19 protein-coding genes and 1 riboswitch are annotated in these 23,930 nt (G+C 71.2%); of the genes, 10 read left to right on the top strand and 9 right to left on the bottom strand.

What is annotated here, in order from left to right; translation table 11 throughout:
• The first annotated feature begins 3 nt into the window (after positions 1 to 3).
• The 6 genes from ACYVJJ_RS03865 (at position 4) to waaA (ending at position 5,743) form a co-directional block, all read left to right on the top strand.
• Positions 4 to 711: a pirin family protein gene (locus tag ACYVJJ_RS03865; RefSeq protein ID WP_460831260.1), complete on the top strand. Its 708-nt coding sequence runs from the start codon at positions 4 to 6 to the stop codon at positions 709 to 711.
• Positions 712 to 773: 62 nt separating this feature from the next.
• Positions 774 to 992, top strand: coding sequence for a zinc-finger domain-containing protein (locus tag ACYVJJ_RS03860; protein WP_460831258.1), 219 nt, complete (start codon positions 774 to 776; stop codon positions 990 to 992).
• Positions 993 to 1,100: 108 nt separating this feature from the next.
• Complete coding sequence (locus ACYVJJ_RS03855) at positions 1,101 to 2,210, top strand: glycosyltransferase (protein ID WP_460831256.1); 1,110 nt, start codon at positions 1,101 to 1,103, stop codon at positions 2,208 to 2,210.
• Positions 2,191 to 3,510: an O-antigen ligase family protein gene (locus ACYVJJ_RS03850; RefSeq protein WP_460831772.1), complete on the top strand. Its 1,320-nt coding sequence runs from the start codon at positions 2,191 to 2,193 to the stop codon at positions 3,508 to 3,510. Before ACYVJJ_RS03855 ends, ACYVJJ_RS03850 begins: the two co-directional genes overlap by 20 nt.
• A complete protein-coding gene (gene lpxL, locus ACYVJJ_RS03845) occupies positions 3,507 to 4,430 on the top strand; it encodes an LpxL/LpxP family Kdo(2)-lipid IV(A) lauroyl/palmitoleoyl acyltransferase (protein WP_460831254.1) in 924 nt (307 codons plus the stop codon). Before ACYVJJ_RS03850 ends, lpxL begins: the two co-directional genes overlap by 4 nt.
• Positions 4,430 to 5,743 (top strand): lipid IV(A) 3-deoxy-D-manno-octulosonic acid transferase, encoded by a 1,314-nt coding sequence (gene waaA, locus ACYVJJ_RS03840; RefSeq protein ID WP_460831253.1) that lies wholly within the window; start codon positions 4,430 to 4,432, stop codon positions 5,741 to 5,743. Before lpxL ends, waaA begins: the two co-directional genes overlap by 1 nt.
• Positions 5,744 to 5,905: 162 nt before the next feature.
• Here the strand turns inward: waaA and ACYVJJ_RS03835 are convergent, their stop codons facing one another.
• The 3 genes from ACYVJJ_RS03835 to ACYVJJ_RS03825 all read right to left on the bottom strand — a co-directional run bounded on the left by ACYVJJ_RS03835 (position 5,906) and on the right by ACYVJJ_RS03825 (position 8,924).
• Complete coding sequence (locus ACYVJJ_RS03835; protein ID WP_460831252.1) at positions 5,906 to 7,330, bottom strand: TolC family outer membrane protein; 1,425 nt, start codon at positions 7,328 to 7,330, stop codon at positions 5,906 to 5,908.
• Between the two features lie 139 nt (positions 7,331 to 7,469).
• Positions 7,470 to 8,123, bottom strand: a complete 654-nt coding sequence (locus ACYVJJ_RS03830; protein ID WP_460831250.1) for a protein-L-isoaspartate O-methyltransferase family protein — start codon at positions 8,121 to 8,123, stop codon at positions 7,470 to 7,472.
• A gap of 132 nt (positions 8,124 to 8,255) precedes the next feature.
• Positions 8,256 to 8,924, bottom strand: a complete 669-nt coding sequence (locus tag ACYVJJ_RS03825; RefSeq protein WP_460831248.1) for a TetR/AcrR family transcriptional regulator — start codon at positions 8,922 to 8,924, stop codon at positions 8,256 to 8,258.
• A gap of 87 nt (positions 8,925 to 9,011) precedes the next feature.
• Here ACYVJJ_RS03825 and ACYVJJ_RS03820 point away from each other — a divergent pair, with 87 nt between their 5' ends.
• Together ACYVJJ_RS03820 and ACYVJJ_RS03815 are read left to right on the top strand one after the other, a co-directional pair.
• Positions 9,012 to 10,106, top strand: coding sequence for an efflux RND transporter periplasmic adaptor subunit (locus ACYVJJ_RS03820; RefSeq protein WP_460831247.1), 1,095 nt, complete (start codon positions 9,012 to 9,014; stop codon positions 10,104 to 10,106).
• 54 nt (positions 10,107 to 10,160) lie between these two features.
• On the top strand, positions 10,161 to 13,334 hold the full coding sequence (locus tag ACYVJJ_RS03815) for an efflux RND transporter permease subunit (protein ID WP_460831245.1): 3,174 nt from the start codon (positions 10,161 to 10,163) through the stop codon (positions 13,332 to 13,334).
• Positions 13,335 to 13,338: 4 nt separating this feature from the next.
• Here the strand turns inward: ACYVJJ_RS03815 and ACYVJJ_RS03810 are convergent, their stop codons facing one another.
• Positions 13,339 to 13,935, bottom strand: coding sequence for a hypothetical protein (locus tag ACYVJJ_RS03810; RefSeq protein ID WP_460831243.1), 597 nt, complete (start codon positions 13,933 to 13,935; stop codon positions 13,339 to 13,341).
• A gap of 27 nt (positions 13,936 to 13,962) precedes the next feature.
• Positions 13,963 to 14,901, bottom strand: coding sequence for a homoserine kinase (locus ACYVJJ_RS03805; protein WP_460831241.1), 939 nt, complete (start codon positions 14,899 to 14,901; stop codon positions 13,963 to 13,965).
• Between the two features lie 88 nt (positions 14,902 to 14,989).
• Positions 14,990 to 15,086: riboswitch (TPP riboswitch) on the top strand.
• Positions 15,087 to 15,169: 83 nt separating this feature from the next.
• Here ACYVJJ_RS03805 and thiC point away from each other — a divergent pair.
• Positions 15,170 to 17,044, top strand: a complete 1,875-nt coding sequence (thiC, locus tag ACYVJJ_RS03800) for a phosphomethylpyrimidine synthase ThiC (RefSeq protein ID WP_460831239.1) — start codon at positions 15,170 to 15,172, stop codon at positions 17,042 to 17,044.
• A 93-nt stretch (positions 17,045 to 17,137) separates the two neighbouring features.
• Here thiC and ppa read toward each other — a convergent pair whose 3' ends face one another.
• The 3 genes from ppa to ACYVJJ_RS03785 form a co-directional block, all read right to left on the bottom strand.
• Positions 17,138 to 17,686 (bottom strand): inorganic diphosphatase, encoded by a 549-nt coding sequence (gene ppa, locus ACYVJJ_RS03795; protein WP_460831238.1) that lies wholly within the window; start codon positions 17,684 to 17,686, stop codon positions 17,138 to 17,140.
• A 130-nt stretch (positions 17,687 to 17,816) separates the two neighbouring features.
• Positions 17,817 to 19,448 carry a mechanosensitive ion channel gene (locus tag ACYVJJ_RS03790; protein WP_460831236.1) on the bottom strand — a complete coding sequence of 544 codons (1,632 nt, stop codon included), beginning with the start codon at positions 19,446 to 19,448 and terminating at the stop codon, positions 17,817 to 17,819.
• A 207-nt stretch (positions 19,449 to 19,655) separates the two neighbouring features.
• The gene (locus tag ACYVJJ_RS03785) at positions 19,656 to 21,719 is read right to left on the bottom strand and encodes a sodium-translocating pyrophosphatase (RefSeq protein WP_460831234.1); all 2,064 of its coding nucleotides are present in this window, start codon (positions 21,717 to 21,719) and stop codon (positions 19,656 to 19,658) included.
• A 193-nt stretch (positions 21,720 to 21,912) separates the two neighbouring features.
• Between ACYVJJ_RS03785 and ACYVJJ_RS03780 the strand changes: the two genes are divergently transcribed.
• Entirely contained in the window at positions 21,913 to 22,422 is a 510-nt protein-coding gene (locus ACYVJJ_RS03780; protein WP_460831233.1) for a hypothetical protein, read from the top strand.
• A 165-nt stretch (positions 22,423 to 22,587) separates the two neighbouring features.
• On the opposite strand, the gene ACYVJJ_RS03775 is transcribed toward ACYVJJ_RS03780, so the two are convergent.
• Positions 22,588 to 23,841 (bottom strand): 6-phosphofructokinase, encoded by a 1,254-nt coding sequence (locus tag ACYVJJ_RS03775; RefSeq protein ID WP_460831231.1) that lies wholly within the window; start codon positions 23,839 to 23,841, stop codon positions 22,588 to 22,590.
• Positions 23,842 to 23,930 lie beyond the last annotated feature (89 nt).

Here is a 23,930-nt window from a genome sequence, read left to right as displayed (position 1 = left end):
CCCATGATCATCGAGCGCCCCGGCGATGCGCGCGGCCACGTGACGCACGGCGGCTGGCTCGACAGCCGCCACACGTTCTCGTTCGGGCAGTTCTACGACCCGAAGTGGATGGGCTTCGGGCCGCTGCGGGTGATCAACGAGGACCGCGTGGCGGGCGGCGGGGGCTTCCCGCCGCACGGCCACGCGAACATGGAGATCCTCTCCATCGTCCTCGATGGCGCACTCGCCCATCGCGACAGCGCGGGCGGCGGTGGCGTGGTCGCGGCGGGCGACGTGCAGTGGATGAGCGCCGGCCGCGGCGTGCAGCACAGCGAGTACAACGCCTCGCCCACCGAGCCGGTGCACTTCCTGCAGGTGTGGATCCAGCCGGACCGCTCCAATGCGGCGCCGGCGTATGCGCAGATCACGCCGCCGGCGCTCGAGCACGGCTGGCAGCTGCTCGCCGCGCCGGACGGCGCCCAGGGCAGCCTCGCGATCCGCCAGCAGGCCTGGCTGCGTCGCGGGCGCGGGGTGGTGGGCGAAGCCCTCGAGTGGACGCTCGAGGCCGGCCGGGCCTACTGGCTGCAGCTCACGCGCGGTCGTGCCGACGTCGGCGGCCGCACCTTCGTTGCCGGCGACGCGCTCGGCTTCGTCGATGAGCCGGGCACGCTGCGTGTCGAGGCGGTCGAAGGGCCCGTCGAGGTGCTGCTGTTCGACCTTCCGCCGGCCTGAGACCCGCAGGCGGTTCCAGCGCGGCTGGTAGAATCGCGGCCCGCTCCGAGATCGACGCCGCCATGACCGCATCCGACCGCTCCGTCCCGGCCGACGCCCCCGGCGCCGAGCCGGCCAATGCCCGGCAGCGCTACGTCGTCGGCCGCGCGGACCTGCCGCTGAGCTGCCCGCTGCCGGAGATGGCGCTGTGGAACTCGCATCCGCGGGTCTTCCTGCCGATCGAGGCCGAGCGTGAGGTGCAGTGCCCGTACTGCGGCGCCCATTTCGTGCTCGAGGAGTGACGTCGGCGTCCGCTGCAACGGACCCTCGCAGGCGTCGGTGCCGGGCGCTCACCCCGCGGTCGTGCATCGGCACATGCCGCGGCCGGACCTCAGCTGCTTGACGTCGCGATGCGCCCGCTGACCATCCTCCAGTTGCTCCCGGCGCTCGAGTCCGGGGGCGTGGAGCGCTCCACGCTCGAGATCGCCGAGGCGCTCGTCCATGCCGGGCATCGCGCGATCGTGGTGTCGCGCGGCGGCCGGCTGGTGCCGCCGCTGGAAGCGCTGGGCGCGACGCACATCGAGCTCGACATCGGCCGCAAGTCGCCTGCCGTGCTACTCCGCGCGCGCGCTCTGCGCCGCCTGTTCGAGCGCGAAGGCGCCGACATCGTCCACGCGCGTTCGCGCCTGCCCGCGTGGGTCGCACGGCTGGCGTTGCGGGGGCAGGGTGGCACGCGGCCGCGCTTCGTCACCACCGTCCACGGGCTCAATTCGCCCTCGCGCTACAGCGCGGTCATGGCGAGCGGCGAGCGCGTGATCTGCGTGTCCGAAACCGTTCGCGACTACGTGCTGCGCCACTATCCCGCGACCGATGCGGCACGCCTGCGCGTGATTCCGCGCGGCATCGACCCGGCGATGTTTCCCCGGGCGCCGCAGCTTGATCCAGGCGCACGCGCATGGGCCGCCGCGCTGCATCCCGCACTCGGGGGCGACGGGCCGCTGCTGCTCCTTCCAGGACGCGGCACCCGGCTGAAGGGCCACGCCGACGGCCTCGCATTGCTCGCGCGGCTGCGCGCCGACGGGCTCGATGCCCGCCTGTGGCTGCCCGGCGCACGCGAGCCCGGCCGCGAGGCCTACATCCACGAGCTGGAGGCCGAGGCGCAGGCGGCGGGCGTCGCCGACGCGATCGCCTTCACGCCTCCGACCGACGCGATCGCGCGGGCCTACGCGGCCAGCGGCCTCGTCCTGCAGCTCTCGCGAAAACCCGAGGCGTTCGGCCGCACGGTCCTCGAGGCGCTCGCTGTGGGCCGGCCCGTGCTCGGCTGGGCGCACGGTGGCGTGGGGGAGCTGCTCGCGCGGTTCCAGCCCGGGGGCGCGGTCGCGCCGTTCGATATGCCCGCCCTGAATGCGACGGCCGGCGCGCTCCTCGCCCGGCCGCCACGGCCGCCCGCTACGATCCCGCTGACTCTGCAGGCGATGCAGGAGGCCACGCTTGACGTCTATGCCGAACTCGTCCGCTGACGCCGCGCCCGGCTGGCGCTGGGCGCCCGCGTGGGTGCTCGCCTACGTGGCGCTGTGGCCGACCAAGGGCGTCGCCGAGGGCGTGATGACGCTGGGCGCGCTCGTCGCGATCGCGCTGCTGCTGCGCTCGCGGTTCTCGCGCGGCACCCGCCTGCTCAGCCGCGAAGCCTGGGCGCTCACCAGCGTGCTGTTCGCGGCCTACTGGGTGCCCGAACTGATCTCGGCGGTCGACGCGGTCGATGCGCCGCGCGCGCTGCGCGAAGCCGCCGCGGACCTGCGTTACCTGCCGTTCCTGTGGCTCGTCGCCGCCTCCGCCGCCACCGCGCAGGCACGGGCGACCACGTTCGGCGGGCTCGCGGTGATCGCCGCGATCTGGTGCGGCGATGCGCTGCTGCAGGCCGCGAGCGGCGGCAGCCCGCTGTACGCGGCCCTCGAGACGATCAAGCAATCGCTCACGGGCAAACCCGTGTGTGCGCCGGACGAGGCGCATGCGATGGGCCGGCTCACCGGCATCTTCAGCGACTGCAATCCGAAGCTCGGGCAGGTGATCGCGAGCCTGTCGCCGTTCGTGCTGCATGCCGCGGCGAAGCGCTTCCGCAGCATCGGCTGGCTGCTCGCCGCGGCGGGCATCGGTCTGGTGATCGTGCTCTCGGGCTCGCGCGCGTCGTGGATCACCTACGGCCTCGTGCTGCTGTTCTCCGGCTGGCGCCTGCTCGGCTGGAGGCGCCTGCTCGGCGTGTTCGCCTTCGGTGCGATCGCCGTGGCCGTGCTCGCGGCGACGGTCGCGCCGGTGCGCGAGCGCGTCGAGCGCACCGCGCTCGCGATCACCGGCGACGGCAGCGACGTCGACTCGGCGCTCTCGGGCCGCAGCCGCATCTGGGGCGCGGCGGCGTGCATGGCGCGCGAGCATCCGGTCAACGGCGTCGGCGCACGCGGCTTCCGCGAAGCGTTTCCCGCATGCGATCCCGAGGCCGGCACACGCGCGGAGTGGGGGATCGGTCCTGCGCTGCATGCGCACCAGCTGGTGCTGGAAGTCGCGAGCGAGACCGGCGGCATCGGCCTGCTGCTCTGGCTCGCCGGCGCCGCGCTCGGATGGCGCGCATGGCGCTACGCCGATACGCGCGCCCGCCTGCAGGCGCGGCCGGCGATGCTCGCGCTCGCGGTCACCGTATTCCCGCTCAACACGCACCTGGCCTTCTATTCGACCTTCTGGGGCGGGCTCACGCTGATGCTCTGCGCGCTGTATGCGGGCAGCCTCTGCGCCGCCGATCGCGCGCCACCGGAACAGCGGACCGCATGACGACGCCCGCGCCCACGCCGACCGATCCCGGCCCGCCGCCGCGCGGGCCGCGGCACGGGTCCACGTGGCTCGGCGTCGGGCTGCTGGCGGCGGCGGGACGGCTCCCATGGCCGGTGCAACGCGCCCTCGGCCGCATCCTCGGCGCGCTCGCCTTCGCGCTGGCCGGAAGCCGTCGCCATGCCGCGCGCGTGAACCTGCGCCTGTGCTTTCCCGAGCTCGACGAGGGCGCACGCGAGCGCCTCCTGCGCGACAGTTTCCGCGACTTCGGCATCGGCCTGTTCGAATTCGCGCGCGCCTGGTGGGGCGATGCCACGCCGGTGCGCCGCGACGTCGTCATCGAAGGCCTCGAGCACCTGAAGACGCTGCAGGCGCAGGGCCGTGGCGTGCTGATGGTCTCGGGCCACTTCATGACGCTCGAGATGTGCGGTCGCCTGCTGTGCGACCACGTGCCGCTCGCCGGCATGTATCGCCGCTACCGTGACCCGGTGATGGAGTGGGCGGTCAAGCGCGGTCGCCTGCGCTATGCCGCGGCGATGTACACGAACGAGGACATCCGCCCCGCGATGCGGCACCTGAAGCAGGGCGGCTTCCTCTGGTACGCGCCGGACCAGGACATGCGCGGGAAGGACACTGTCTTCGCGCCGTTCTTCGGCGTGCCGGCCGCCACGATCACCGCGACGCACCAGTTCGCACGGCTCAGCGGCTGTGCGGTGGTGCCGTTCTTCCATCGACGCGACGGCGGACGCTACGTGCTGCGCATCGCGGCGCCGCTCGAGGATTTCCCGTCGAAGGACGCCGCGCACGACAGCGCGCGCGTCAACGCCGCGATCGAGGCGATGGTGCGCGAGGCGCCGACGCAGTACCTGTGGATCCACCGGCGCTTCAAGCGGCGCCCCGACGGCGAGGCGCCGCCGTACTGATGGCCGCCACGCCCCCACGCGCAGATGCCGTCGAGCGCCTGCTGCGCACCCTGTACTCCGCCGCGCTCTACCTGCTCACGCCGATCACGGTCTACCACCTGATCTGGCGCGGGTTCCGGCAGGCGGCCTACTTCGAGCGCTGGAACGAGCGCTATGCGAGCTACGGGCCGCCGCGCGCGCGCCGCGTGCTGTGGATCCACGCGGTGTCGGTCGGCGAGGTCAATGCCGCTGTGCCACTTATCGACGCGCTGCTGCGTGACCGCCCGGACCTGCGCCTGCTTGTCACGACGATCACACCAACCGGTTCCGCGCGCGTTGCGGCGATCTGGGGCGAGCGCGTCGAGCACGTCTACCTGCCGTACGACCTGCCCGGCGCGGTCGGCCGCTTCCTCGCGCATTTCCGGCCGTACGCGGCGCTCATCATGGAGACGGAGCTGTGGCCGAACCTGCTGTTCGGCTGCCGCGATCGCGGGATCCCGCTCTACGTGCTCAATGCGCGCCTGTCCGCGCGTTCGCTGCGCGGCTACCAGGTGCTCGCGCCGCTGGTGCGTCGCGCCGTCGCGACGGTGCAAGGCGTCGCGGCGCAGTCGCATGCCGATGCACGGCGCTTCGTCGCGCTCGGCGCGTGGCCCGAGCGCGTCGTCGAAAGCGGCAACATCAAGTACGACCTCGTGCTGCCGGCGAGCGCGGCCGAGATTGCGCGGGAGTGCCGCGCACGCGCCGGCGCGCGTCCGGTCTGGATCGCCGCGAGCACGCATGTCGAGGAAGAAGCGCCCGTGCTCGCGCTGCATCGACGCCTGCGTGCCCGCTGGCCGGACCTGCTGTTGCTCTGGGCACCCCGGCATCCGGAGCGTTTCCGCGCTGTCGCCGAGCAGGTCGAGGCCGCAGGCCTGCGCACCGAGCGCCGCTCCGAGGCCGTCTGGCCGGGCACGCAGACCGACGTCTTCGTCGTCGACACGCTGGGCGAGCTCACCGCCTTCTATGCCTGCGCCGACATCGCCTTCGTCGGTGGCAGCCTGCAGGACGTCGGCGGCCACAACCTGCTCGAGCCGGCCGCGACCGGCACGCCGATCGTGACCGGCCCGCACCTGCACAACTTCGTCGAAATCTCGCAGCGCCTGCGCGAGGCGGGTGCGATCCGCATTGCCGCGGATGTGGACGGGGTCGGCGACGCGCTCGAGTCGCTGCTGGCCGATGCCGACGCGCGCGCTGGCATGGCCGATGCCGGGCGCGCGCTCGTCGAATCCGGACGAGGCGCCCTGGCACGCATGCTCGAACTCGTCGCGCCGTCGCTTCCGCCCAGGCGAGAGTGACGTTGTCGAGGTAAATATGGGGCGTTCGTCGGCGACGTTGCGTCGCGCAGCGCCCCGGGCAGTGTCGTCGCGAAATGCTGCCGGTCGAATCGACGCCCTTGAAGCAGGAAGGCCCGCCCGGTGCTCCGGACGGGCCTCTCGCTGGCTGCCCGAACGGGCCGCTTACGGCGTCGGCGCGGTCGCCGTGAGCAGGCGGTTGACGTCCTGCACGTCCTCGACGTCGAGCGTGCCGGCGGCTTGCTCGAGCACGAGGCGGTTCTGCAGGAAGTTGTAGCGCGCAAGCGCATAGGCACGCTGCGCATTGAACAGGTTCTGCTGGTTGTTGAGCACATCCAGCACCGTGCGCGTGCCGACCTCCAGGCCCACCTGCGACGCCTCGTATGCGCTGCGCGCCGAGACGAGCGCGAGGCGACGCGCCTCGACTTCGCTGATGCCCGCGACGAGCGTCTGGTAGGCATTGCGCGTGTTGCGCACGAGCGCGCGGCGCTGCTGCTCGAGCTCGTCGGCGGACACGTCGCGCTGGGCGATCGCCTGACGCACACGCGAGGCGGTCGCGCCGCCGTTGAAGATCGGCACGGAGAGCTGGATCCCGATCGTCGGGCCGCGGTTCTCACCATCGATGTCATTGACGGACGGACTGCGGCCGGGGAACGACGAGGTGCGCTCGCCGGTGGTCTTGTTGAAGTCGTAACCGCCGCTCGCGTAGAGCGTGGGGAAGTAGCCCGAGCGCGCGGTCTCGACGTTGGCCTCGGCCGACTGCACGCGTTCCTGCTGGGCGCGCAACGCCGGGTTGTTGTCGATCGCTGTCGCGACCCAGCTCTCGGCCGCGCGATTGTCCGGGAGGGCGGGCTGGAAGCTGTCGGGCAGCGCCTTGAGGTTGGTCACCGGCGTGCCGGTGATCTCGGCGAGCGCCTGGTAGGCATCCTCCACGGCATTGCGCGCGACGATCGTATTGGCGCGCGCGTTGTCGTACTGCGCGCGCGCCTCGTGCACGTCCGTGATCGGCGCGAGGCCGACCTCAAGGCGCTTGGACGCGAAGTCGAACTGCTTGCGGAGCGCTTCTTCGGCGGCCTTGGCGGCTTCGAGCGTCTCGAGCGCGACCAGCACGTTGAAGTAGGCGGCGGACGTGCGCGTGATCAGGTTGTCACCGGCGGCCTCGACCTGGAAGTCGGCGGCGCGGGCAAGGGCGCGCTGGCTGCGCAGCGTGGTGAAGCGCGCGCGGTCGAAGATCATCTGCTGCGCCCCCACGCCGAGGGCGCCCGAGGTCTGTACCGTCTCGGTGTCGCCCGACAGCGTGGCGAATGCGCCGGTCGGAAGGCCGGTCGCCGGATCGGTCACCGGGACCTGCGTCTGCGACGGTCCTTCGCTGCGCGAATGGCGCACCGACGCATCGCCGGTGATCTGCGGCAGCATCGCCGCGCGGGCCTGCACCGCGCCTTCGCGCGTGGCACGGGCGCCGCCCTCGGCTGCGGACAGCTGCGGATCCCCCTCGCGCGCGGCCTGGTAGACGTCCATCAGGTCGGCGGCCGAGGCGGCGGCGGGGAGCAGGGCGAGGGCGAGGGCGAGTACGAGCGGGCGGCGGATCATCGGAAACGGTCCTTGAAGCCTGGGGTCGGAAGGCCGCGGTGGCGGCCCGTCACGTGGGGACTGCGGCTCCGGGTGCCTCGGTCGGCGCCCCCCCGGCGATGCAGTCGCATCGCGATCGGGGCGTCCGGGCGGGGCGGCCTCAGAGATGAAACGTCGGCACCGGCGCGGCACCGGCGAGGTAGGGAATATCGGTCTCGAACAGCGATTCGATGCGCGGCGAGGCGCCATCGACACGCACCAGCACGGCCTCCATTGCCGGCGAGCGCCCGCGCACGATGAACATGCGGCCGCCGGGCTTGAGCATCTCAACGAACGAGGCGGGGATCTCGTTGACCGCGCCGTTGACGCAGATCGCGTCGAAGCGGCGATCGCTGCGCAGCGCGAGCGCATCCGCGACGTCGAAGCGCACGTTCGCGATGCCCTGCGCGGCGAGGCGCGCACGCGCGGCCTCGATGAAGTCGGCATGGCGATCGATGCTCACCACCTCGCGCGCGAGCCGGGCGAGGCAGGCCGTGACGTAGCCGCTGCCCGTGCCGATCTCCAGCACTTCGTCGGCATCCGTCGGCAGCAGCGCCTGCAGCGCGCGGCCCTGCAGCACCGGCTTGAGCATGAGCTCGCCGTGGCCCAGCGGGAGCGAGACATCCGCGTACGCGACGCCGAGGTACTCCTGCGGCACGAACTGCTCGCGCGGCATCGCGGCAAGCACGTCGAGCACGCGCGGGTCGAGCACGTCCCAGGGGCGGACCTGCTGTTCCACCATCAGTTCGCGGGCGAGGGCGTAGTCGGGCGTCATCGTCATGGGTCGGAGGAGGGAAGGGCGGCAATTCTACTGGGCACGGCCGCGCAGTCCCGGCGGCCGCAGGATCGCGTGCGGGGCCGTAGGGACCGAGTGCCGGAAGTCACCGGGACGCTCGTCATGCCTGCGTCAGCGCGCTGCATAGGCGCGCAGGAACAGGTCGACGCAGGCCTGCACGTGCGCCTCGGGCGTGAGGTGCGGCGCGCCGGCGCAGCCGCAGCCCATGACGAGGCGCGCATGCGGCTCGCCCTTGAGCAGGGTGAAGAACTGCGAGGCGGCGAGCGCGGTGTCGTCGATCTCGAGCTGCCCCGCCTTGACGCGCGCATCGAGCAGCGCGGCGAAGCCTTCCTGCACGCGGCGCGGGCCCGCGTCCCAGAACATCTGCGGCAGCGGCGTGCCGGTGAGCTGCGGCGAGCACAGGATGCGATGCCCGGCGATCGCCTCGGGCGAACTGATCATCGCGTAGAAGTGCGTGGCGATCTCGGTGAGGCACTCGCGCATCGGCACGGACGGGCGATCCTCGAACAGCGACATCGGCATGCCCTGCTCGCAATGCGACTTCACTGCTGCGGCGAACAGCGCCTCCTTGTCGCCGAAGTGGCTGTAGACCGTGAGCTTGGAGACGCCGGCCTCGGCGGCGATCTGATCCATGCTCACCGCGTCGAAGCCCATCTGCACGAACAGGCGCTTGGACGCCTCGAGGATCGCCTCGCGCTTGGCGAGATCCTTCGGACGGCCGGGCCCCGCCGCCTTGGGGGCCGGGGCCGTGGACGCAGTGCGGGACGGGGATTTCGCCATTGGTCGGGAGTCTAGCGGAAATACTGGACCGGCGGGTTCGATAATTTTACAGTACCGCTCGGTTCATTAATTGCCCCTGAGGCTCCGATGCGCGCGCGTCCTCTTTCCCTCGCCCTGGCCGGCCTGCTGCCGGTCGTGCTGGCCGCCTGCTCCGCCGATTCCGCACCGGTCGAGGCGGCCCGCACGGTGTTCGTCGTGCACCCCACCGCGGGCGAGTCGGGCGGGGCGCTCGCCTACGCCGGTGAAGTGCGGGCGCGCGAGGAGAGCCCGCTCGCCTTCCGCGTCGGCGGCAACCTCGTGGAGCGCCATGTCGACGTCGGCGACCACGTCCGCCGCGGCGACCTGCTCGCCACGCTCGACCCGGGCGACCTGCAGGCGCAGGCGCGCGCCGCCCGCGCGCAGCTCGCAGCGGCCCAGGCCCAGCTGCAGCGTGCCCGTGCCGACCAGGCGCGCTTCGCCGCGCTCGGGCGCGAGCAGCTCGTGAGCCGCTCGACGGTCGACGCGCAGAACGCCGCCACGGCCGCCGCGCAGGGGCAGGTGGCCGCGGCCCGCGAAAGCCTTGCGGTCGCGAGCAACCAGGCCGCCTACACCCAGCTGCGCGCACCGCGCGACGGCGTGATCGCCGCGCGCCAGGCCGAGGCGGGGCAGGTGGTCGCCGCCGGGCAGGCGGTGTTCGCGCTCGCCGCGGACGGCAGCCGCGAGGTCGCCTTCGCCGTGCCGGAGGGCGCCGTGCGCTCGGTCCGGCCCGGCCATGCGGTGCAGATCGAGCTCTGGTCGCAGCCCGGCCGGCGGCTGCCGGGCCGGGTGCGCGAGATCGCGCCCGCGGCCGACCCCGTGACCCGCACCTATGCGGCGCGTGCGACGTTCGATGCCGGCGCCGACGGTGTCGACCTCGGCCAGAGCGCGCGTGTGCACCTCGACCGCGGTACCGGCGCGGGGCTCACCGTGCCGCTCGCGGCGATCCAGCGCAGCGCCAAGGGTGATGCCGCGGTCTTCGTCGTCGACCCCGCAACGGCCACGCTGCGCCTTCGCCCCGTGCAGGTCGGTGCCTACGGCAGCGAGCACGTGCCGGTGCTGCGCGGCGTCGCGGCGAACGAGTGGGTGGTGGCCGCCGGCGCCCACCTGCTGCGCCCGGGCCAGAAGGTGCGCCCCGTCGACCGCGACAACCGCCCGGTGCGCTGACCCGCCTCCGCTCCTGCCGCCGGCACCGCCGGCCCGATTCCGCGAGCCTCCCGAATGCGTTTCAACCTCTCCGAATGGGCGCTGCGCCATCGCAGCCTCGTCGTCTACGCGATGGTCGTGCTGGCGATCGCCGGCACGCTCGCCTACCTGCGGCTGGGTCGCAGCGAGGACCCGAAATTCACCTTCAAGGTGATGGTGGTGCGCACGCTGTGGCCCGGCGCCACCGCCGACGAGGTTGCCTCGCAGGTGACCGAGCGGATCGAGAAGAAGCTCATGGAGACCGGCCAGTACGAGTTCATCCGCTCGTACTCGCGGCCCGGCGAGTCGCAGGTGATCTTCGTCGCCAAGGATTCGATGCGCTCGGTCGACATCGCGCCGCTGTGGTACCAGGTGCGCAAGAAGGTGGGCGACGTGCGGCCGACGCTGCCGCGCGACATCGTCGGCCCGTTCTTCAACGACGAGTTCGGCGACACCTTCGGCAACATCTACGCGCTCACCGGCAAGGGCTTCGACTATGCGGTGCTGAAGGACTATGCCGAGCGCGTGCAGCTCGACCTGCAGCGCCAGCCGGACGTCGGCAAGATTGAGCTGTTCGGCGTGCAGGACGAGCGCATCTGGGTGGAGATCGACAACACGCGGCTGGCCACGCTCGGCGTGCCGGTGGCCGCCGTCTTCGACGCGCTCAACCAGCAGAACGCGATCGCGCCGGCCGGCTTCTTCGAGACGCCGTCCAGCCGCGTCGCGCTGCGCGTGGAAGGCCGCTTCGGCTCCGTCGACGAGATCCGCGCCTTCCCGGTGCGCGCCGGCGACCGCACGTTCCGGCTCGGCGACCTCGCCGCCGTCAAGCGCGGCTTCGCCGATCCGCCCGCGCCGCGCATGCGCTTCATGGGCGAGGACGCGATCGGTATCGGCGTCTCGATGAAGGAAGGCGGCGACATCCTCAAGCTCGGCAAGACGCTCGAGGCCGAGTTCGCGCGCCTGCAGGCCACGCTTCCGGCCGGCATGGAGCTGCGCAAGGTGTCCGACCAGCCGGCCGCGGTGGAGGAGTCGGTCGGCGAGTTCGTGCGCGTGCTCGCCGAGGCGGTCGCGATCGTGCTTCTGGTGAGCTTCTTCTCGCTCGGCTGGCGCACCGGGCTCGTGGTCGCGCTGTCGATCCCGCTCGTGCTGGCGATGACGTTCGCCGCGATGCACTACTTCGGCGTCGGCCTGCACAAGATCTCGCTCGGCGCCCTCGTGCTCGCGCTCGGGCTGCTGGTCGACGACGCGATCATCGCCGTCGAGATGATGGCGATCAAAATGGAACAAGGTTATTCCCGCCTGAAGGCCGCGGCCTTCGCCTGGGATTCCACCGCTTTCCCGATGCTCACCGGCACGCTGATCACCGCGGCGGGTTTCCTGCCGATCGCGACGGCGCAATCGAGCACCGGCGAATACACGCGCTCGCTGTTCCAGGTGGTGACCATCGCGCTGCTGGTCTCGTGGATCGCCGCGGTCGTCTTCATTCCGTACCTGGGCGACCGCCTGCTGCCGGATGGCGGCCACGCACCGCCGCCGAAGCCGGGCTCGCTTCGCGCACGCTGGTATGCCTGGCGCGCCCGCCAGGCCGAGCGGCGCCCGATGCTGCGCGACCTGATCGCGCCGCCGCCGGCGCACGCCGAGGGGCATGTCCACGATCCGTACGACACCGGGTTCTATCGGCGCTTCCGCGGCTGGGTGCTGTGGTGCGTGCGTCGGCGCAAGACGGTGCTCGCCCTCACCGCCGGTGCGTTCGTCGCCGCGATCCTGCTGTTCCGCTTCGTGCCGCAGCAGTTCTTCCCGGACTCGGTCCGCCCGGAGCTGATGGTCGACATGGAACTCGCCGAAGGCAGCTCGCTGCGCCTCACCGCCGCGCAGGCGGAGAAGCTGGAGAAGGTCCTCGCCAAGCGCGAGGACCTCGAGAACTACGTCGCGTACGTCGGCACCGGCTCGCCGCGCTTCTACCTGCCACTCGACCAGCAGCTACCCGCGCCGAACTTCGCGCAGTTCGTGCTGATGCCGCGCGACGTCGAGGCGCGCGAGGCCGTGCGTGCCTGGCTGATCGCCGAGGTCTTCCCGCAGTTCCCCGACCTGCAGCTGCGCGTGACGCGGCTGGAGAACGGGCCGCCGGTCGGCTATCCGATCCAGCTGCGCGTGTCGGGCGAGCACATCGAGGAGGTGCGTGCGATCGCGCTGCGCGTGCGCGAGAAGGTGCTGGCCAATCCGCATGTCACCAATGTCAACCTCGACTGGGACGAGCCGAGCAAGGTGGTGCGCCTGAAGGTGGACCAGGAGCGCGCCCGCGCGCTCGGGGTGTCGTCGTCGCAGCTCGCGCAGGCGTTGTCCGGTGCGCTGTCGGGCGCGCCGGTGGGGACCTACCGCGAAGGAAACGAGCTCGTCGAGATCCAGGTGCGCGGCGCCACGCGCGAGCGGCTCGAGCTCGAGTCACTGCGTTCGCTGATGGTGCCGACGTCGAGCGGCCGCAGCGTGCCGATCACGCAGGTCGCCGCGCTCGAGTACGGCTTCGAGGACGGCATCGTCTGGCACCGCGACCGCCTGCCGACGATGATCGTGCGCGCGGACATCCGCGACAAGACGACACCGCCGAGCGTCGTGCAGCAGCTCATGCCGGACGTCGAGGCCCTGCGCGCGAAGCTGCCCGTCGGTTACTCGATCAACGTGGGCGGCACCGTGGAGGACTCCGCGCGCGGGCAGAACTCGATCAAGGCCGGCATGCCGCTGTTCGTCTTCGCGGTGTTCACGCTGCTGATGCTGCAGCTGCGCAGCTTCTCGCGCTCGCTGATGGTGTTCCTGACCGCGCCCCTGGGCCTGATCGGCGTGACGCTGTTCCTGCTGATCTTCCGCGTGCCGTTCGGCTTCGTCGCGATGCTCGGCACGATCGCGCTGGCCGGCATGATCATGCGCAACTCGGTGATCCTGGTGGACCAGATCGAGCAGGACCGCCACGATGGCCTGGAGGCCTGGCAGGCGATCGTCGAGGCCACGGTGCGACGCTTCCGGCCGATCGTGCTGACCGCGCTCGCGGCGATCCTGGCGATGATTCCGCTTTCGCGCAGTGCGTTCTTCGGGCCGATGGCGGTCGCGATCATGGGCGGCCTCACCGTGGCCACCGCGCTCACGCTGCTGTTCCTGCCTGCGCTCTACGCGGCGTGGTTCAAGGTGAAGGTGCCGGACACGGCGCGCGCCGGCTGAGCGATCAGTCGCCCGCGCCCCAGGGCGCAGGCGGAGGCGTTACCGGGCGCATCAGGTCGAATCTGACGCGGAACAGGCGGCCCGGCCGCGCGAGCTCGTAGACGAGCGTGCGACCGGGCACGTGCTCGATCGCCCAGGTGTTGTCGATCGAGACGGCGCGGCCCTGCGCGACGAACATCGCCTTCGACTCGGCATCGGCCGGGAATTCCTGGCGCGTGGCGGTTCCGGAGTCGCGGGTGTCGCCGCCGTACATCGTCAGTGTGTCGGACATGCCGTCGACATGGCGGTGGTCGTGCTTGAGCCGCAGCCCCTGCCACGTGCGCGCGATCACCCAGGTGCGTGACCGGTCCTCACCGACGTGGAACGGAATGCGGATCGACTCGCGCGTGCACTCTCGCACGTGCATCACGAGCGGCCGCGCCGCGAACGGATCCGCGCCGGTCGGGGCGGGCGTGTCCACCTCGACGCGGCCTTCGAACGCCTTGCCGCACAGGCTGGCGAGCTGCCGGAAGAAGGCATCCTGCGGCGCCGCGGGCGGCGTGCTGGCGCAACCGGCCACGAGGACGACGAAGGCGAGACGGGCGATACGGTGCAGGTTCATTGCGCCACCGTAGTCGCGTGCGCCGCGTTAGACCAGTTCGGCGCGCGGGCCGGCCACGGGCGAGACCCAGACGCGTGCGCCGTAGCCGGCCGCGGCGAAGCCCGCGCGCATCGACGGCGCGGCGGCCTCGGCGGCCTCGCGCGAGGCGAACCACGCGAACACGCTGGGGCCTGCGCCCGACAGGCTCGCGCCGATGGCGCCATGCGCCACGGCGGCGGCCTTCACCGCATCGAAGCCCGGCACGAGTTCCGCGCGGCGCGGCTCGACCAGCACGTCCTGCAGGCCTTCCCGGATCAGGTCCGGATCGCCGCGCTCCAGGCCCGTCACGAACAGCGCGAGGTGGGCGCCGTGGCGCACGACGGTCGACAGCGGATACGGATCCTGCAACACCTCGCGCGCGCGGCGCGTCTCCAGCACCTGGTCGGGATGCACCACCACGCAGTGCAGCCAGTCCGGCACCGGCAGCGGCAGCAGGCGCGTGAGCGTGGCCAGCGTGATGCCGCCGAGCAGCATCGGCCCCACGTTGTCGCCCTGCCGGCTCTGGCTGGAGGCGAACTCGCCTTCGATCGCATACGGGTACAGCGCCTCGCGCGGCAGCGGCGCGTCGAGCAGTGCGTTCGCGGCCACGAGCGCCGCCACGCACGAGGCCGCCGAGCCGCCGAGCCCCGCGCCGATCGGGATGCCCTTGTCGAGCTCGATCTCGAAGCCGTACGGCAGCGCGAGCCCGGTGGCGAGCGCGCGCACCGCGAGGCCGGCCGTGTTGCGCTCGGGATCGAGCGGGATCCTGGACACGGCGTCGCCGTCGCCGCGCACCGCGACGATACGCACGCCGGGCGAGGCGACGCGCCGCACGGTCGCCCGATCGCTTGGCCCGACGATGGTGTGTCCGAGCAGGTCGAAGCCGACGCCGATGTTGCCGACGCCGGCGGGCGCGGTGGCCGTGGCGGTGGGAGGGGTGTGCGTCATGGGCGTCGCCATCGCGGCCGCTCGCCGCGTCGCGATTATGGGTCTTCGCGCGGCCGCTGGCCCGGCACCGCCCGGCATGTTCAAATGCCCGCCGAAGCGGGGGTACCGGTCATCGACCGGTTGAGACAGACCCTTCGAACCTGATGCGGTTGAGACCGCCGTAGGGAAGCTTCGCCGGACGCAGCGCGTCCGCGCGCCGCCCGCTCGCCTTGCCGGAAGCCTGCTTCCGGTCGCCGCCCCTCGGGGCGCCCTGCAGCGGACGAATCGAATGAACGCAGTCGCCACCGAACTCCTCCAGCAGGCCGAGAAGCTCTCGGCCGACGTCGTCCGCCCGATCCCGGGCTCGCGCAAGATCCACGTGGAGGGCTCGCGCCCGGACATCCGCGTGCCGATGCGCGAGATCGCGCTGTCGCGCACCGGCACGCTGTTCGGGGGGGAGGAGAACGCACCGTTCACCGTCTACGACTGCACGGGCCCCTACACCGACGAGACCGCGACGATCGATCTCGCACAGGGGCTCGCGCCGCTGCGTGCGGGCTGGATCGCGGAGCGCGGCGATACCGAAGTTCTGCCCGGCCTGTCGTCCGAGTTCGGCCGCGCCCGCGAGCATGATCCGAAGCTCGCGCACATCCGCTTCGGCAACCGCGTGCTGCCGCGTCGCGCGGTCGCGGGCGCCAACGTCACCCAGATGCACTACGCCCGCAAGGGCATCGTCACGCCGGAGATGGAGTTCATCGCGATCCGCGAGAACCAGCGCATCGAGGCGATCCGCGAGGCGCACCTGTTGCGCCAGCACGCCGGCGATTCGTTCGGTGCGAACATCCAGAAGCTGATCACGCCGGAATTCGTGCGCGACGAGGTCGCCCGCGGCCGCGCGATCATCCCGAACAACATCAACCACCCGGAAAGCGAGCCGATGATCATCGGCCGCAACTTCCTAACCAAGGTCAACGCGAACATCGGCAACTCGGCCGTGTCGTCGGGCATCGCCGAGGAAGTCGAGAAGCTCGTCTGGTCGATGCGCTGGGGCGCCGACACGGTCATGGACCTGTCCACCGGCAAGCACATCCACGAGACGCGCGAGTGGATCATCCGCAACAGCCCGGTGCCGATCGGCACGGTGCCGATCTACCAGGCGCTGGAGAAGGTGGACGGTCGCGCCGAGGAACTCACCTGGGAGATCTTCCGCGACACGCTGATCGAGCAGGCCGAGCAGGGCGTGGACTACTTCACGATCCACGCCGGCGTGCTGCTGCGCTACGTGCCGCTCACCGCGGGTCGCGTCACCGGCATCGTCTCGCGCGGTGGCTCGATCATGGCCAAGTGGTGCCTCGCGCACCACAAGGAGAACTTCCTCTACACGCACTTCGAGGACATCTGCGAAATCATGAAGGCGTACGACGTCGCCTTCTCGCTAGGCGATGGCCTACGCCCGGGCTCGATCGCGGATGCCAACGACGCCGCACAGTTCGGCGAGCTGGAGACCCTCGGGGAGCTCACGCAGATCGCGTGGAAGCACGACGTGCAGACCATGATCGAAGGCCCCGGCCACGTGCCGATGCACATGATCAAGGAGAACATGGACAAGCAGCTGCGCGAGTGCGGCGAGGCGCCGTTCTACACGCTCGGGCCGCTCACCACCGACATCGCACCCGGTTACGACCACATCACCTCCGCGATCGGTGCGGCGATGATCGGCTGGTTCGGCACTGCGATGCTCTGCTACGTCACGCCGAAGGAGCACCTGGGCCTGCCGAACAAGCATGACGTGCGCGAGGGGCTGATGGCCTACAAGATCGCCGCGCATGCCGCCGACCTCGCCAAGGGCCACCCGGGCGCGCAGGCGCGCGACAACGCGATGAGCAAGGCGCGCTTCGAGTTCCGCTGGGAGGACCAGTTCAACCTCGGCCTCGATCCGGAACGTGCACGCGAGTACCACGACGAGACGCTGCCGAAGGACGCGCACAAGACCGCGCACTTCTGCTCGATGTGCGGCCCGCACTTCTGCTCGATGAAGATCACGCAGGACGTGCGCGACTTCGCCGCGTCGGAAGACGCCAAAGCCGCCGAGATCGAGAAGGGCATGGCCGAGAAGTCCGCCGAGTTCCGCGCGGCGGGCGCGGAGGTCTACCACAAGGCGTGAGTCCCGTCGGATGTGCCACGCGGTTGCGCGGCGCAGGCCACTACGAAAAAGGCCACCCTCGCGGGTGGCCTTTTCGCTTTCCGATGCGGCCGATCAGTAGTTCGGCTTGTCGCTCGAATCGTTGAAGCGCTGGATCGCCTCGACGAGGATCTGCTTGGCCTCGGCCGCGCCGCCCCACCCGTCGATCTTCACCCACTTGCCCTTCTCGAGATCCTTGTAGTGCTCGAAGAAGTGGCCGATGCGCTCGCACCAGTGGGGCGAGACCTGCGGCAGGTCGTGGATGTGCGAATAGCCGTTGAAGATCTTGTCGACCGGCACGGCGAGCAGCTTCTCGTCGGAACCCGCCTCGTCGGACATCTTCAGCACGCCGACCGGGCGCACGCGGATCACCGAGCCCGGGATCAGGGGGAGCGGCAGGATCACCAGCACGTCGGCCGGGTCGCCGTCGCCGCAGAGCGTGTGCGGGACGTAGCCGTAGTTGCAGGGGTAGCGCATCGGCGTGGACAGGATGCGGTCCACGAAGATCGCGCCGGATTCCTTGTCGACCTCGTACTTGACCGGCTCGGAATCCTTGGGGATCTCGATGATCACGTTGATCTCGTCCGGCGGGTTCTTGCCGGTGGGTACGCTGCCCAGGCCCATGTCTGCTCCAGATGCGAAGGGCCCGCCGGGTGGCGGGCCGAGGGTGGCGGATTCTACGTGGCCGTGCTGCAGCGCACCACGGCCCCCGGGCCGGCGGGTGGGGACGAGGATCCCACCCGCCGGCCGCCTGTCACGGCGCGCCCGGCGGGCGACGGCGCAGGTAGTCGTCGGCCCAACGCTGCGCGATCTTGCCGGCGGCGTCGCGGCCGCCGAGCCCGAAGGCGAGTGCGACGGCCACCGCGACCGCGCCCAGCACCAGCCCGAAGGCCAGGTTGACGATGTCGTCGGCCACGCCCATCGCACGCAGGCCCATGGCGATGACGAGGCCCAGGATGGCGACGCGCGCGATCCGCGCCATGCCCGCCGCCTCGGGGTTCGCGCGCTCGATCGCACGGGCGGCCACGTCGGCGAGCCACCAGCCCACCGCCAGGATCACCAGGCCCAGCAGCACGTCCGCGCCGAAGGCGATGAACTGCTCCAGCAACTGGTTGATGCCGGCGAAGCCGAGCAGCGAGGCCGCCTCGACGGTGGCGAACAGCATGATGAAGAAGAGCGCGAGCTTGCCGCCAAGCGCGGAGAGCGTCGTGCCGGACGACGCGCCGTGCGTCGCCGGGGTGCGTGCCATCGCGTCCGCAGGCGGGGTGAACGTCGCATTCGGGTCCTGCGCCGACTGCTGTGCCAGCGTGGTCGTGCTCATCAGCGCGTCGGAGCCGGTGGTCGGCGGCGTGGCGGGCGTCGACGACGGGTCGCGGAAGGCGTGGCCCAGGCCCAGGCGGCCGGGGAGCCGGTCGAAGCCGAGTTCCGACAGCAGGCGCTCGACGAGCCCGGCCACGAAGCGGCCGATGAACCAGGCGAGGATCAGGATCGCCGCCGCCGCGAGCAGGTTCGGCACCGCGCGCAGGAAGATGTCGAGCATCCGGGTGAGCGGCGCGGAGATCGCCTCGATGCGCAGCGCGTCGAGCGCGGCGATCAGCGTCGGTACGATCACCATCACGAAGGCGAGCGTGCCGCCGAGGTCGGAGAGCCTGAGCCCTCGCGTTTCCTCGCGGCTCTCGCTGAAGCGATCGATGCCGGTGGTGGCGAGCAGGTTGCTCACCAGCCCACGCACGGCCTTGGCGATCAGCCAGCCCACGCCCGCGATGATCACCGCCGCGAGGATGTTGGGCAGCATCCCGAGCAGGTCCGAGGTCATCCCGCTCAGCGGCCCCATCAGGCCCTCGATCTGCAGCGCGCCCACGATCGCCGGCAGGAACAGCAGCAGCACCAGCCAGTAGGCGACATTGCCCATCGACTGCGAGAGCGGCTTCATGTCCGCGCCCTTGGCGAGCTTCTCGTCGACGCGGGTGCGCGACAGCACGCGGTTGACGACGGTACGCACGATGGTGGCGACGAGCCAGGCGACCACCGCCAGCGCGATCGCGAGCAGCAGCCGCGGCAGGTACATCATCACCGTGGTGGCGAGCGTATTGAGCGGCCCGGACACGCCCTCAACGCGCAGCACGCTGAACATGCCCATGATCGCGAGCAGTAGGATCGCCCAGAACACCACGCGCCCGGCAATCTTCTCGAAGTCGAAGCTCGACTGGGTATGCGCGCCGAGGCGCTGGTTGGTGCCGGCCGCGCCGAGGGCGCGGCGCGTTGCGGCCGATGCGATCAGCGCGATCACCCAGCCGACGAGGAGGATGGCGAGGCCGCCGAGGATGCTCGGCAGGTAGACGCCGAGCGAGTTCTGCAGGGATGTCTGCCAGGGATGGTCGGGCACGGAACGGTCCTCCTTGGGATCCGGGCGCGGGACCGCGGCCGGAAGGGCCTGAACCGTAGCCAAGCGGGGGTCAAGGGCGCGTGTCGTCGACATGCCGCCCGGCGATCGCGACGCGCCCGTCAACCTGACGGTGCTTGCGCAGGCGCTCGCCATATCGGCAAAAAAAGAGGGCGGCCGAAGCCGCCCTCGTGATGCCGGAACCGCCGCTCAGTTCACCAGCAGCGGCACCATCAGCAGCGCCACGATGTTGATGATCTTGATCAGCGGATTGATCGCGGGGCCGGCCGTATCCTTGTAGGGGTCGCCCACCGTGTCGCCGGTGACCGCGGCCTTGTGCGCCTCGGAGCCCTTGCCGCCAAAGTGGCCGTCCTCGATGTACTTCTTGGCGTTGTCCCAGGCACCGCCGCCCGTGGTCATCGAGATCGCGACGAACAGGCCGGTGACGATCGTGCCGATCAGCAGGCCCCCGAGCGCGCGCGGCCCGAGCAGCAGGCCGACGACGACCGGCACCGCGACCGGCAGCAGCGACGGGATGATCATCTCCTTGATCGCCGACTTGGTGAGCATGTCGACGGCGCGGTCGTACTGCGGCTTCGCGGTGCCCTGCATGATCCCGGGGATCTCGCGGAACTGCCGGCGCACTTCCTCCACCACCGCGCCCGCGGCGCGGCCGACCGCTTCCATCGCCATCGCGCCGAACAGGTAGGGGATCAGGCCACCGATCAGCAGGCCGATGATCACCTCGTGGTTCGACAGGTCGAAGCGGAAGGTTTCGACGACCGTGCCGGCCTTCGCCGCGACCGTCTGCGCCGCGGCGTCGAGGTTCGCCGTGTAGTCGGCGAACAGCACCAGCGAGGCGAGCGCGGCCGAGCCGATGGCGTAACCCTTCGTCACCGCCTTCGTGGTGTTGCCCACCGCGTCGAGCGGATCGGTGACCGCGCGCACCTCGGACGGCAGCTCCGCCATCTCGGCGATGCCGCCGGCGTTGTCGGTGATCGGGCCGTAGGCGTCGAGCGCCACGATCATCCCGGCCATGGAGAGCATCGACGTCGCCGCGATCGCGATGCCGTACAGGCCGCCGAGCTCGAAGGCGCCCCAGATCGCCGCGCAGACCGCGATCACGGGCAGGGCGGTGGACTTCATCGAGATGCCGAGGCCCGCGATGATGTTGGTGCCGTGGCCGGTGGTGGACGCCTGCGCGACGTGCCGCACCGGCTTGTACTGCGTGCCGGTGTAGTACTCGGTGATCCAGACGATCGCGCCGGTGAGCACCAGGCCGATGAGCGCGCAGCCGTAGATGGCGGTCGCGCCGTAGCGGGAGGTGTCCATCAGCTCCGCGGTGACGAACCAGAACGCGATGGCGGAGACCACCGCCGACACGATCACGCCGCGATACAACGCGCCCATGATCGAGCCGCCGTCCTTCACCTTCACGAAGAACGCGCCGATGATCGACGCGATGATCGACACGGCGCCGAGCACCAGCGGATAGACCACCGCGTTCTCGCCCGCCTCGGCCGCCACCAGGCCGCCGAGCAGCATCGTCGCGATGATGGTGACCGCATAGGTCTCGAAGAGGTCGGCGGCCATGCCGGCGCAGTCGCCCACGTTGTCGCCCACGTTGTCGGCGATCACCGCGGGATTGCGCGGGTCGTCCTCGGGGATGCCGGCCTCGACCTTGCCGACGAGGTCCGCGCCGACGTCTGCACCCTTGGTGAAGATGCCGCCGCCGAGGCGGGCGAAGATCGAGATCAGCGACGAGCCGAAGGCGAGGCCGACGAGCGCATGCAGCGCGTCCTCCTCGCTGTAGCCCAGGTGCAGGTGGAGCAGCGCGAAGTAGCCCGCCACGCCCAGCAGGCCGAGCCCCACCACCAGCATGCCGGTGATCGCGCCGCCGCGGAACGCGACGTCCATCGCCGGGCCCATGCCGCGCCGCGCCGCCTCGGCGGTGCGTACGTTCGCGCGCACCGAGACGTTCATGCCGATGTAGCCGGCCAGACCCGAGAGCACCGCGCCGATCAGGAAGCCGATCGCCGTGGCCCAGCCGAGGAAGAGTCCGATGAGGATCAGGAGCACGACGCCGGCGACGGCGATCGTCATGTACTGGCGGTTGAGGTAGGCACGGGCGCCTTCCTGGATCGCGCCTGCGATCTGCTGCATGCGCTCGTTGCCCGCGGGTTGGGCGCCGATCCAGCGCGCCGAGATGATCCCGTAGAGGATCGCGATGACGGCACATCCCACCGCCAGTGCCAAGCCGTACTGCTCCAGCATGAACCCCTCCCTGCAATTAGAAAGTGGACATCGGACAACGGATTTTCGCGGCCCCGACGGCCCGGGGCCGCGCGACTGCCCGACTATGGCACACGGTCGCGGCGCGCCATGCTGCAGTGCGTGATCGGTGCCGTGAACCCGCGGTTCAGTGCATGCCTGCCAGCCTGCGCGGCGTCCCGAACGGAGCCCCTCCATGCGCATCGCCCCTGCAGTCCTCGCCGCTGCCGTCGTCTTCGCCTGCTCCGCGGCGCAGGCCGCGCGTCCCGAGATCGAGCGCCCCGTCGGCACGCCGCAGGCGCGTGGCGCCGCGCATACCGTGCGCGCACTGCCCGAGGCCTGTGCCTGGCTGCAGGGCACGTTCACCGGCGACGCGGCCGCGCCCTATCGCGTCGTGCCCGTCCGCACGAGCCCGACCTGCCAGGCGCGCGCGCGCCTCGTGAGCCCGGACAAGGCGAAGCCGACGTCCGGTGCCGGCTGGATCCTCAACGACCTCGTCCGCATTCCCTCGAAGGAATGCCCGACGCGCATCGCGGTGGTGGAGGTATGGCGCAAGCCCGGCCAGGCGCAGCCGCCGAAGCTCGATGCGCAGGGCCGCTCGCGCATCTACCTGCAGGAGTCGAAGGCGAAGGTGGCCGCAGGCGACATCGCCGCGATCACGCAGTTCACCGCGACGGTGCGGGTCGAGGGCGCGGTCTGCGGCTGAACCACCGAAGCCACGCGCAGGTGGCCTCGGTGGATGCCGGTTATAAATTGGTCCGCGCCGCGACGGTCGTTACCGGGCGGGATGGCAGCGCGAGATCGGACGGCCGTGGACGATGCGGCGGCGACGTCGATGCGCTCGGTGCCCGGGTCGGCCGCAGCGTCGAGGTCAGGCCCAGTCGGGCAACTGGCGCGGTACCTGCGGTAGGGCGGGCGTGAGGTAACGCGGAAGCCCGTCCCGCCCGTAGGGCGGCGGGGCCTCGCCGCGGATCAGCGGCTGCAGGTAGCGGCGTGCGGCGTCGGTGATGCCGTAGCCGTCCTCGCGGATGAAGTCGGCCGGCATCGTGCGCTCGTGGTTGGCGATGTCCGCCAGCGGTGCCGCATCGATCCGCCAGCGGTAGGGGCGATCCTTCGTGCGCACGATCACCGGCATCACCGCATTGCGCCCCTTCATCGCGTACTCCACCGCCGCGCGGCCGACCGCGAGCGCCTGCTCGAGATCGGTCGCCGAGGCGAGGTGGCGCGCCGAGCGCTGCAGGTAGTCGGGCAGCGTCCAGTGCACCTTGTAGCCGAGCGCGTCCTTGACACGCCCTGCGAGGTGCGAGGCGACGCCGCCGAGCTGCGTATGGCCGAACGCGTCCTTGCCGCCGCCGGCATCGGCGACGAAAGTGCCGTCGGCCGTGCGGATGCCTTCGCTCGCGACCACCACGCACCAGCCCACGCGCTCGACCGTCGCGCGGACGTTCGCGAGGAAGTCGGCCTCGTCGAACGGCCGCTCGGGAAACAGGATCAGCTGCGGTGCCGCGTCCGGCGAGGTGCCGGCGAGCCCCGCGGCCGCGGCGAGCCAGCCGGCATGCCGGCCCATGGCCTCGTAGACGAAGACCTTCGTCGAGGTGTCCGCCATCGCGGCGACGTCGAGCGCCGCCTCGCGCACGGACACCGCGGTGTACTTCGCCGCCGAACCGAAGCCGGGGCAGGTGTCGGTCACCGCGAGGTCGTTGTCGACCGTCTTGGGCACGCCGATGCAGGTGAGCGGATAGCCGAACTCGGCGGCGAGCTGCGAGACCTTGAGCGCGGTGTCGGCCGAGTCGTTGCCGCCGTTGTAGAGGAACCAGCGCACGTCGTGCGCGCGGAAGACGTCGATGAGGCGCGCGTAGCGCTCGCGGTCGGCTTCGAGCGACTTCAGCTTGAAGCGGCAGGAGCCGAACGCGCCGCCCGGCGTGTGGGCGAGGCGTCGCACCTCGGCGGCCGACAGCCCCGAGGTGTCGAGCAGCTCCTCGCGCAGCACGCCGAGGATGCCGTTGCGCCCGGCGAGCACGCGCAGGCCGTGCCGGCGACCGGTCGCGATCACCGCCGAGGCGGTCGCGTTGATGACGGCGGTGACGCCGCCCGACTGGGCGTAGAGGAGGGTTCCGGCGGCCATGGGGATTCCGAGAAACGGTGCGGTATGGGGTAAGCTGACGCCATCATGCCGGCATCGACGGCCGCGGGTGTGCAGCGCCCGCCAACGTG

It is taken from the genome of Lysobacter humi (ex Lee et al. 2017), from assembly GCF_054781815.1.
The sequence above is the reverse complement of the archived record's forward strand: the minus strand, read 5'-3'. Positions and strand labels throughout refer to the sequence as shown.

Excerpts from the sequence above, each read along its gene's own strand:
- ACYVJJ_RS03820 (WP_460831247.1), top strand. The coding sequence starts at position 9,012 with ATGCGCGCGCGTCCTCTTTCCCTCGCCCTGGCCGGCCTGCTGCCGGTC.
- ACYVJJ_RS03785 (WP_460831234.1), bottom strand. The coding sequence starts at position 21,719 with ATGCTGGAGCAGTACGGCTTGGCACTGGCGGTGGGATGTGCCGTCATC.
- ACYVJJ_RS03810 (WP_460831243.1), bottom strand. The coding sequence starts at position 13,935 with ATGAACCTGCACCGTATCGCCCGTCTCGCCTTCGTCGTCCTCGTGGCC.
- ACYVJJ_RS03825 (WP_460831248.1), bottom strand. The coding sequence starts at position 8,924 with ATGGCGAAATCCCCGTCCCGCACTGCGTCCACGGCCCCGGCCCCCAAG.
- lpxL (WP_460831254.1), top strand. The coding sequence starts at position 3,507 with ATGACGACGCCCGCGCCCACGCCGACCGATCCCGGCCCGCCGCCGCGC.
- ACYVJJ_RS03805 (WP_460831241.1), bottom strand. The coding sequence starts at position 14,901 with ATGACGCACACCCCTCCCACCGCCACGGCCACCGCGCCCGCCGGCGTC.
- ACYVJJ_RS03830 (WP_460831250.1), bottom strand. The coding sequence starts at position 8,123 with ATGACGCCCGACTACGCCCTCGCCCGCGAACTGATGGTGGAACAGCAG.
- ACYVJJ_RS03775 (WP_460831231.1), bottom strand. The coding sequence starts at position 23,841 with ATGGCCGCCGGAACCCTCCTCTACGCCCAGTCGGGCGGCGTCACCGCC.
- thiC (WP_460831239.1), top strand. The coding sequence starts at position 15,170 with ATGAACGCAGTCGCCACCGAACTCCTCCAGCAGGCCGAGAAGCTCTCG.
- ACYVJJ_RS03835 (WP_460831252.1), bottom strand. The coding sequence starts at position 7,330 with ATGATCCGCCGCCCGCTCGTACTCGCCCTCGCCCTCGCCCTGCTCCCC.
- ACYVJJ_RS03850 (WP_460831772.1), top strand. The coding sequence starts at position 2,191 with ATGCCGAACTCGTCCGCTGACGCCGCGCCCGGCTGGCGCTGGGCGCCC.
- ACYVJJ_RS03860 (WP_460831258.1), top strand. The coding sequence starts at position 774 with ATGACCGCATCCGACCGCTCCGTCCCGGCCGACGCCCCCGGCGCCGAG.
- waaA (WP_460831253.1), top strand. The coding sequence starts at position 4,430 with ATGGCCGCCACGCCCCCACGCGCAGATGCCGTCGAGCGCCTGCTGCGC.
- ppa (WP_460831238.1), bottom strand. The coding sequence starts at position 17,686 with ATGGGCCTGGGCAGCGTACCCACCGGCAAGAACCCGCCGGACGAGATC.
- ACYVJJ_RS03865 (WP_460831260.1), top strand. The coding sequence starts at position 4 with ATGATCATCGAGCGCCCCGGCGATGCGCGCGGCCACGTGACGCACGGC.
- ACYVJJ_RS03815 (WP_460831245.1), top strand. The coding sequence starts at position 10,161 with ATGCGTTTCAACCTCTCCGAATGGGCGCTGCGCCATCGCAGCCTCGTC.
- ACYVJJ_RS03855 (WP_460831256.1), top strand. The coding sequence starts at position 1,101 with ATGCGCCCGCTGACCATCCTCCAGTTGCTCCCGGCGCTCGAGTCCGGG.
- ACYVJJ_RS03780 (WP_460831233.1), top strand. The coding sequence starts at position 21,913 with ATGCGCATCGCCCCTGCAGTCCTCGCCGCTGCCGTCGTCTTCGCCTGC.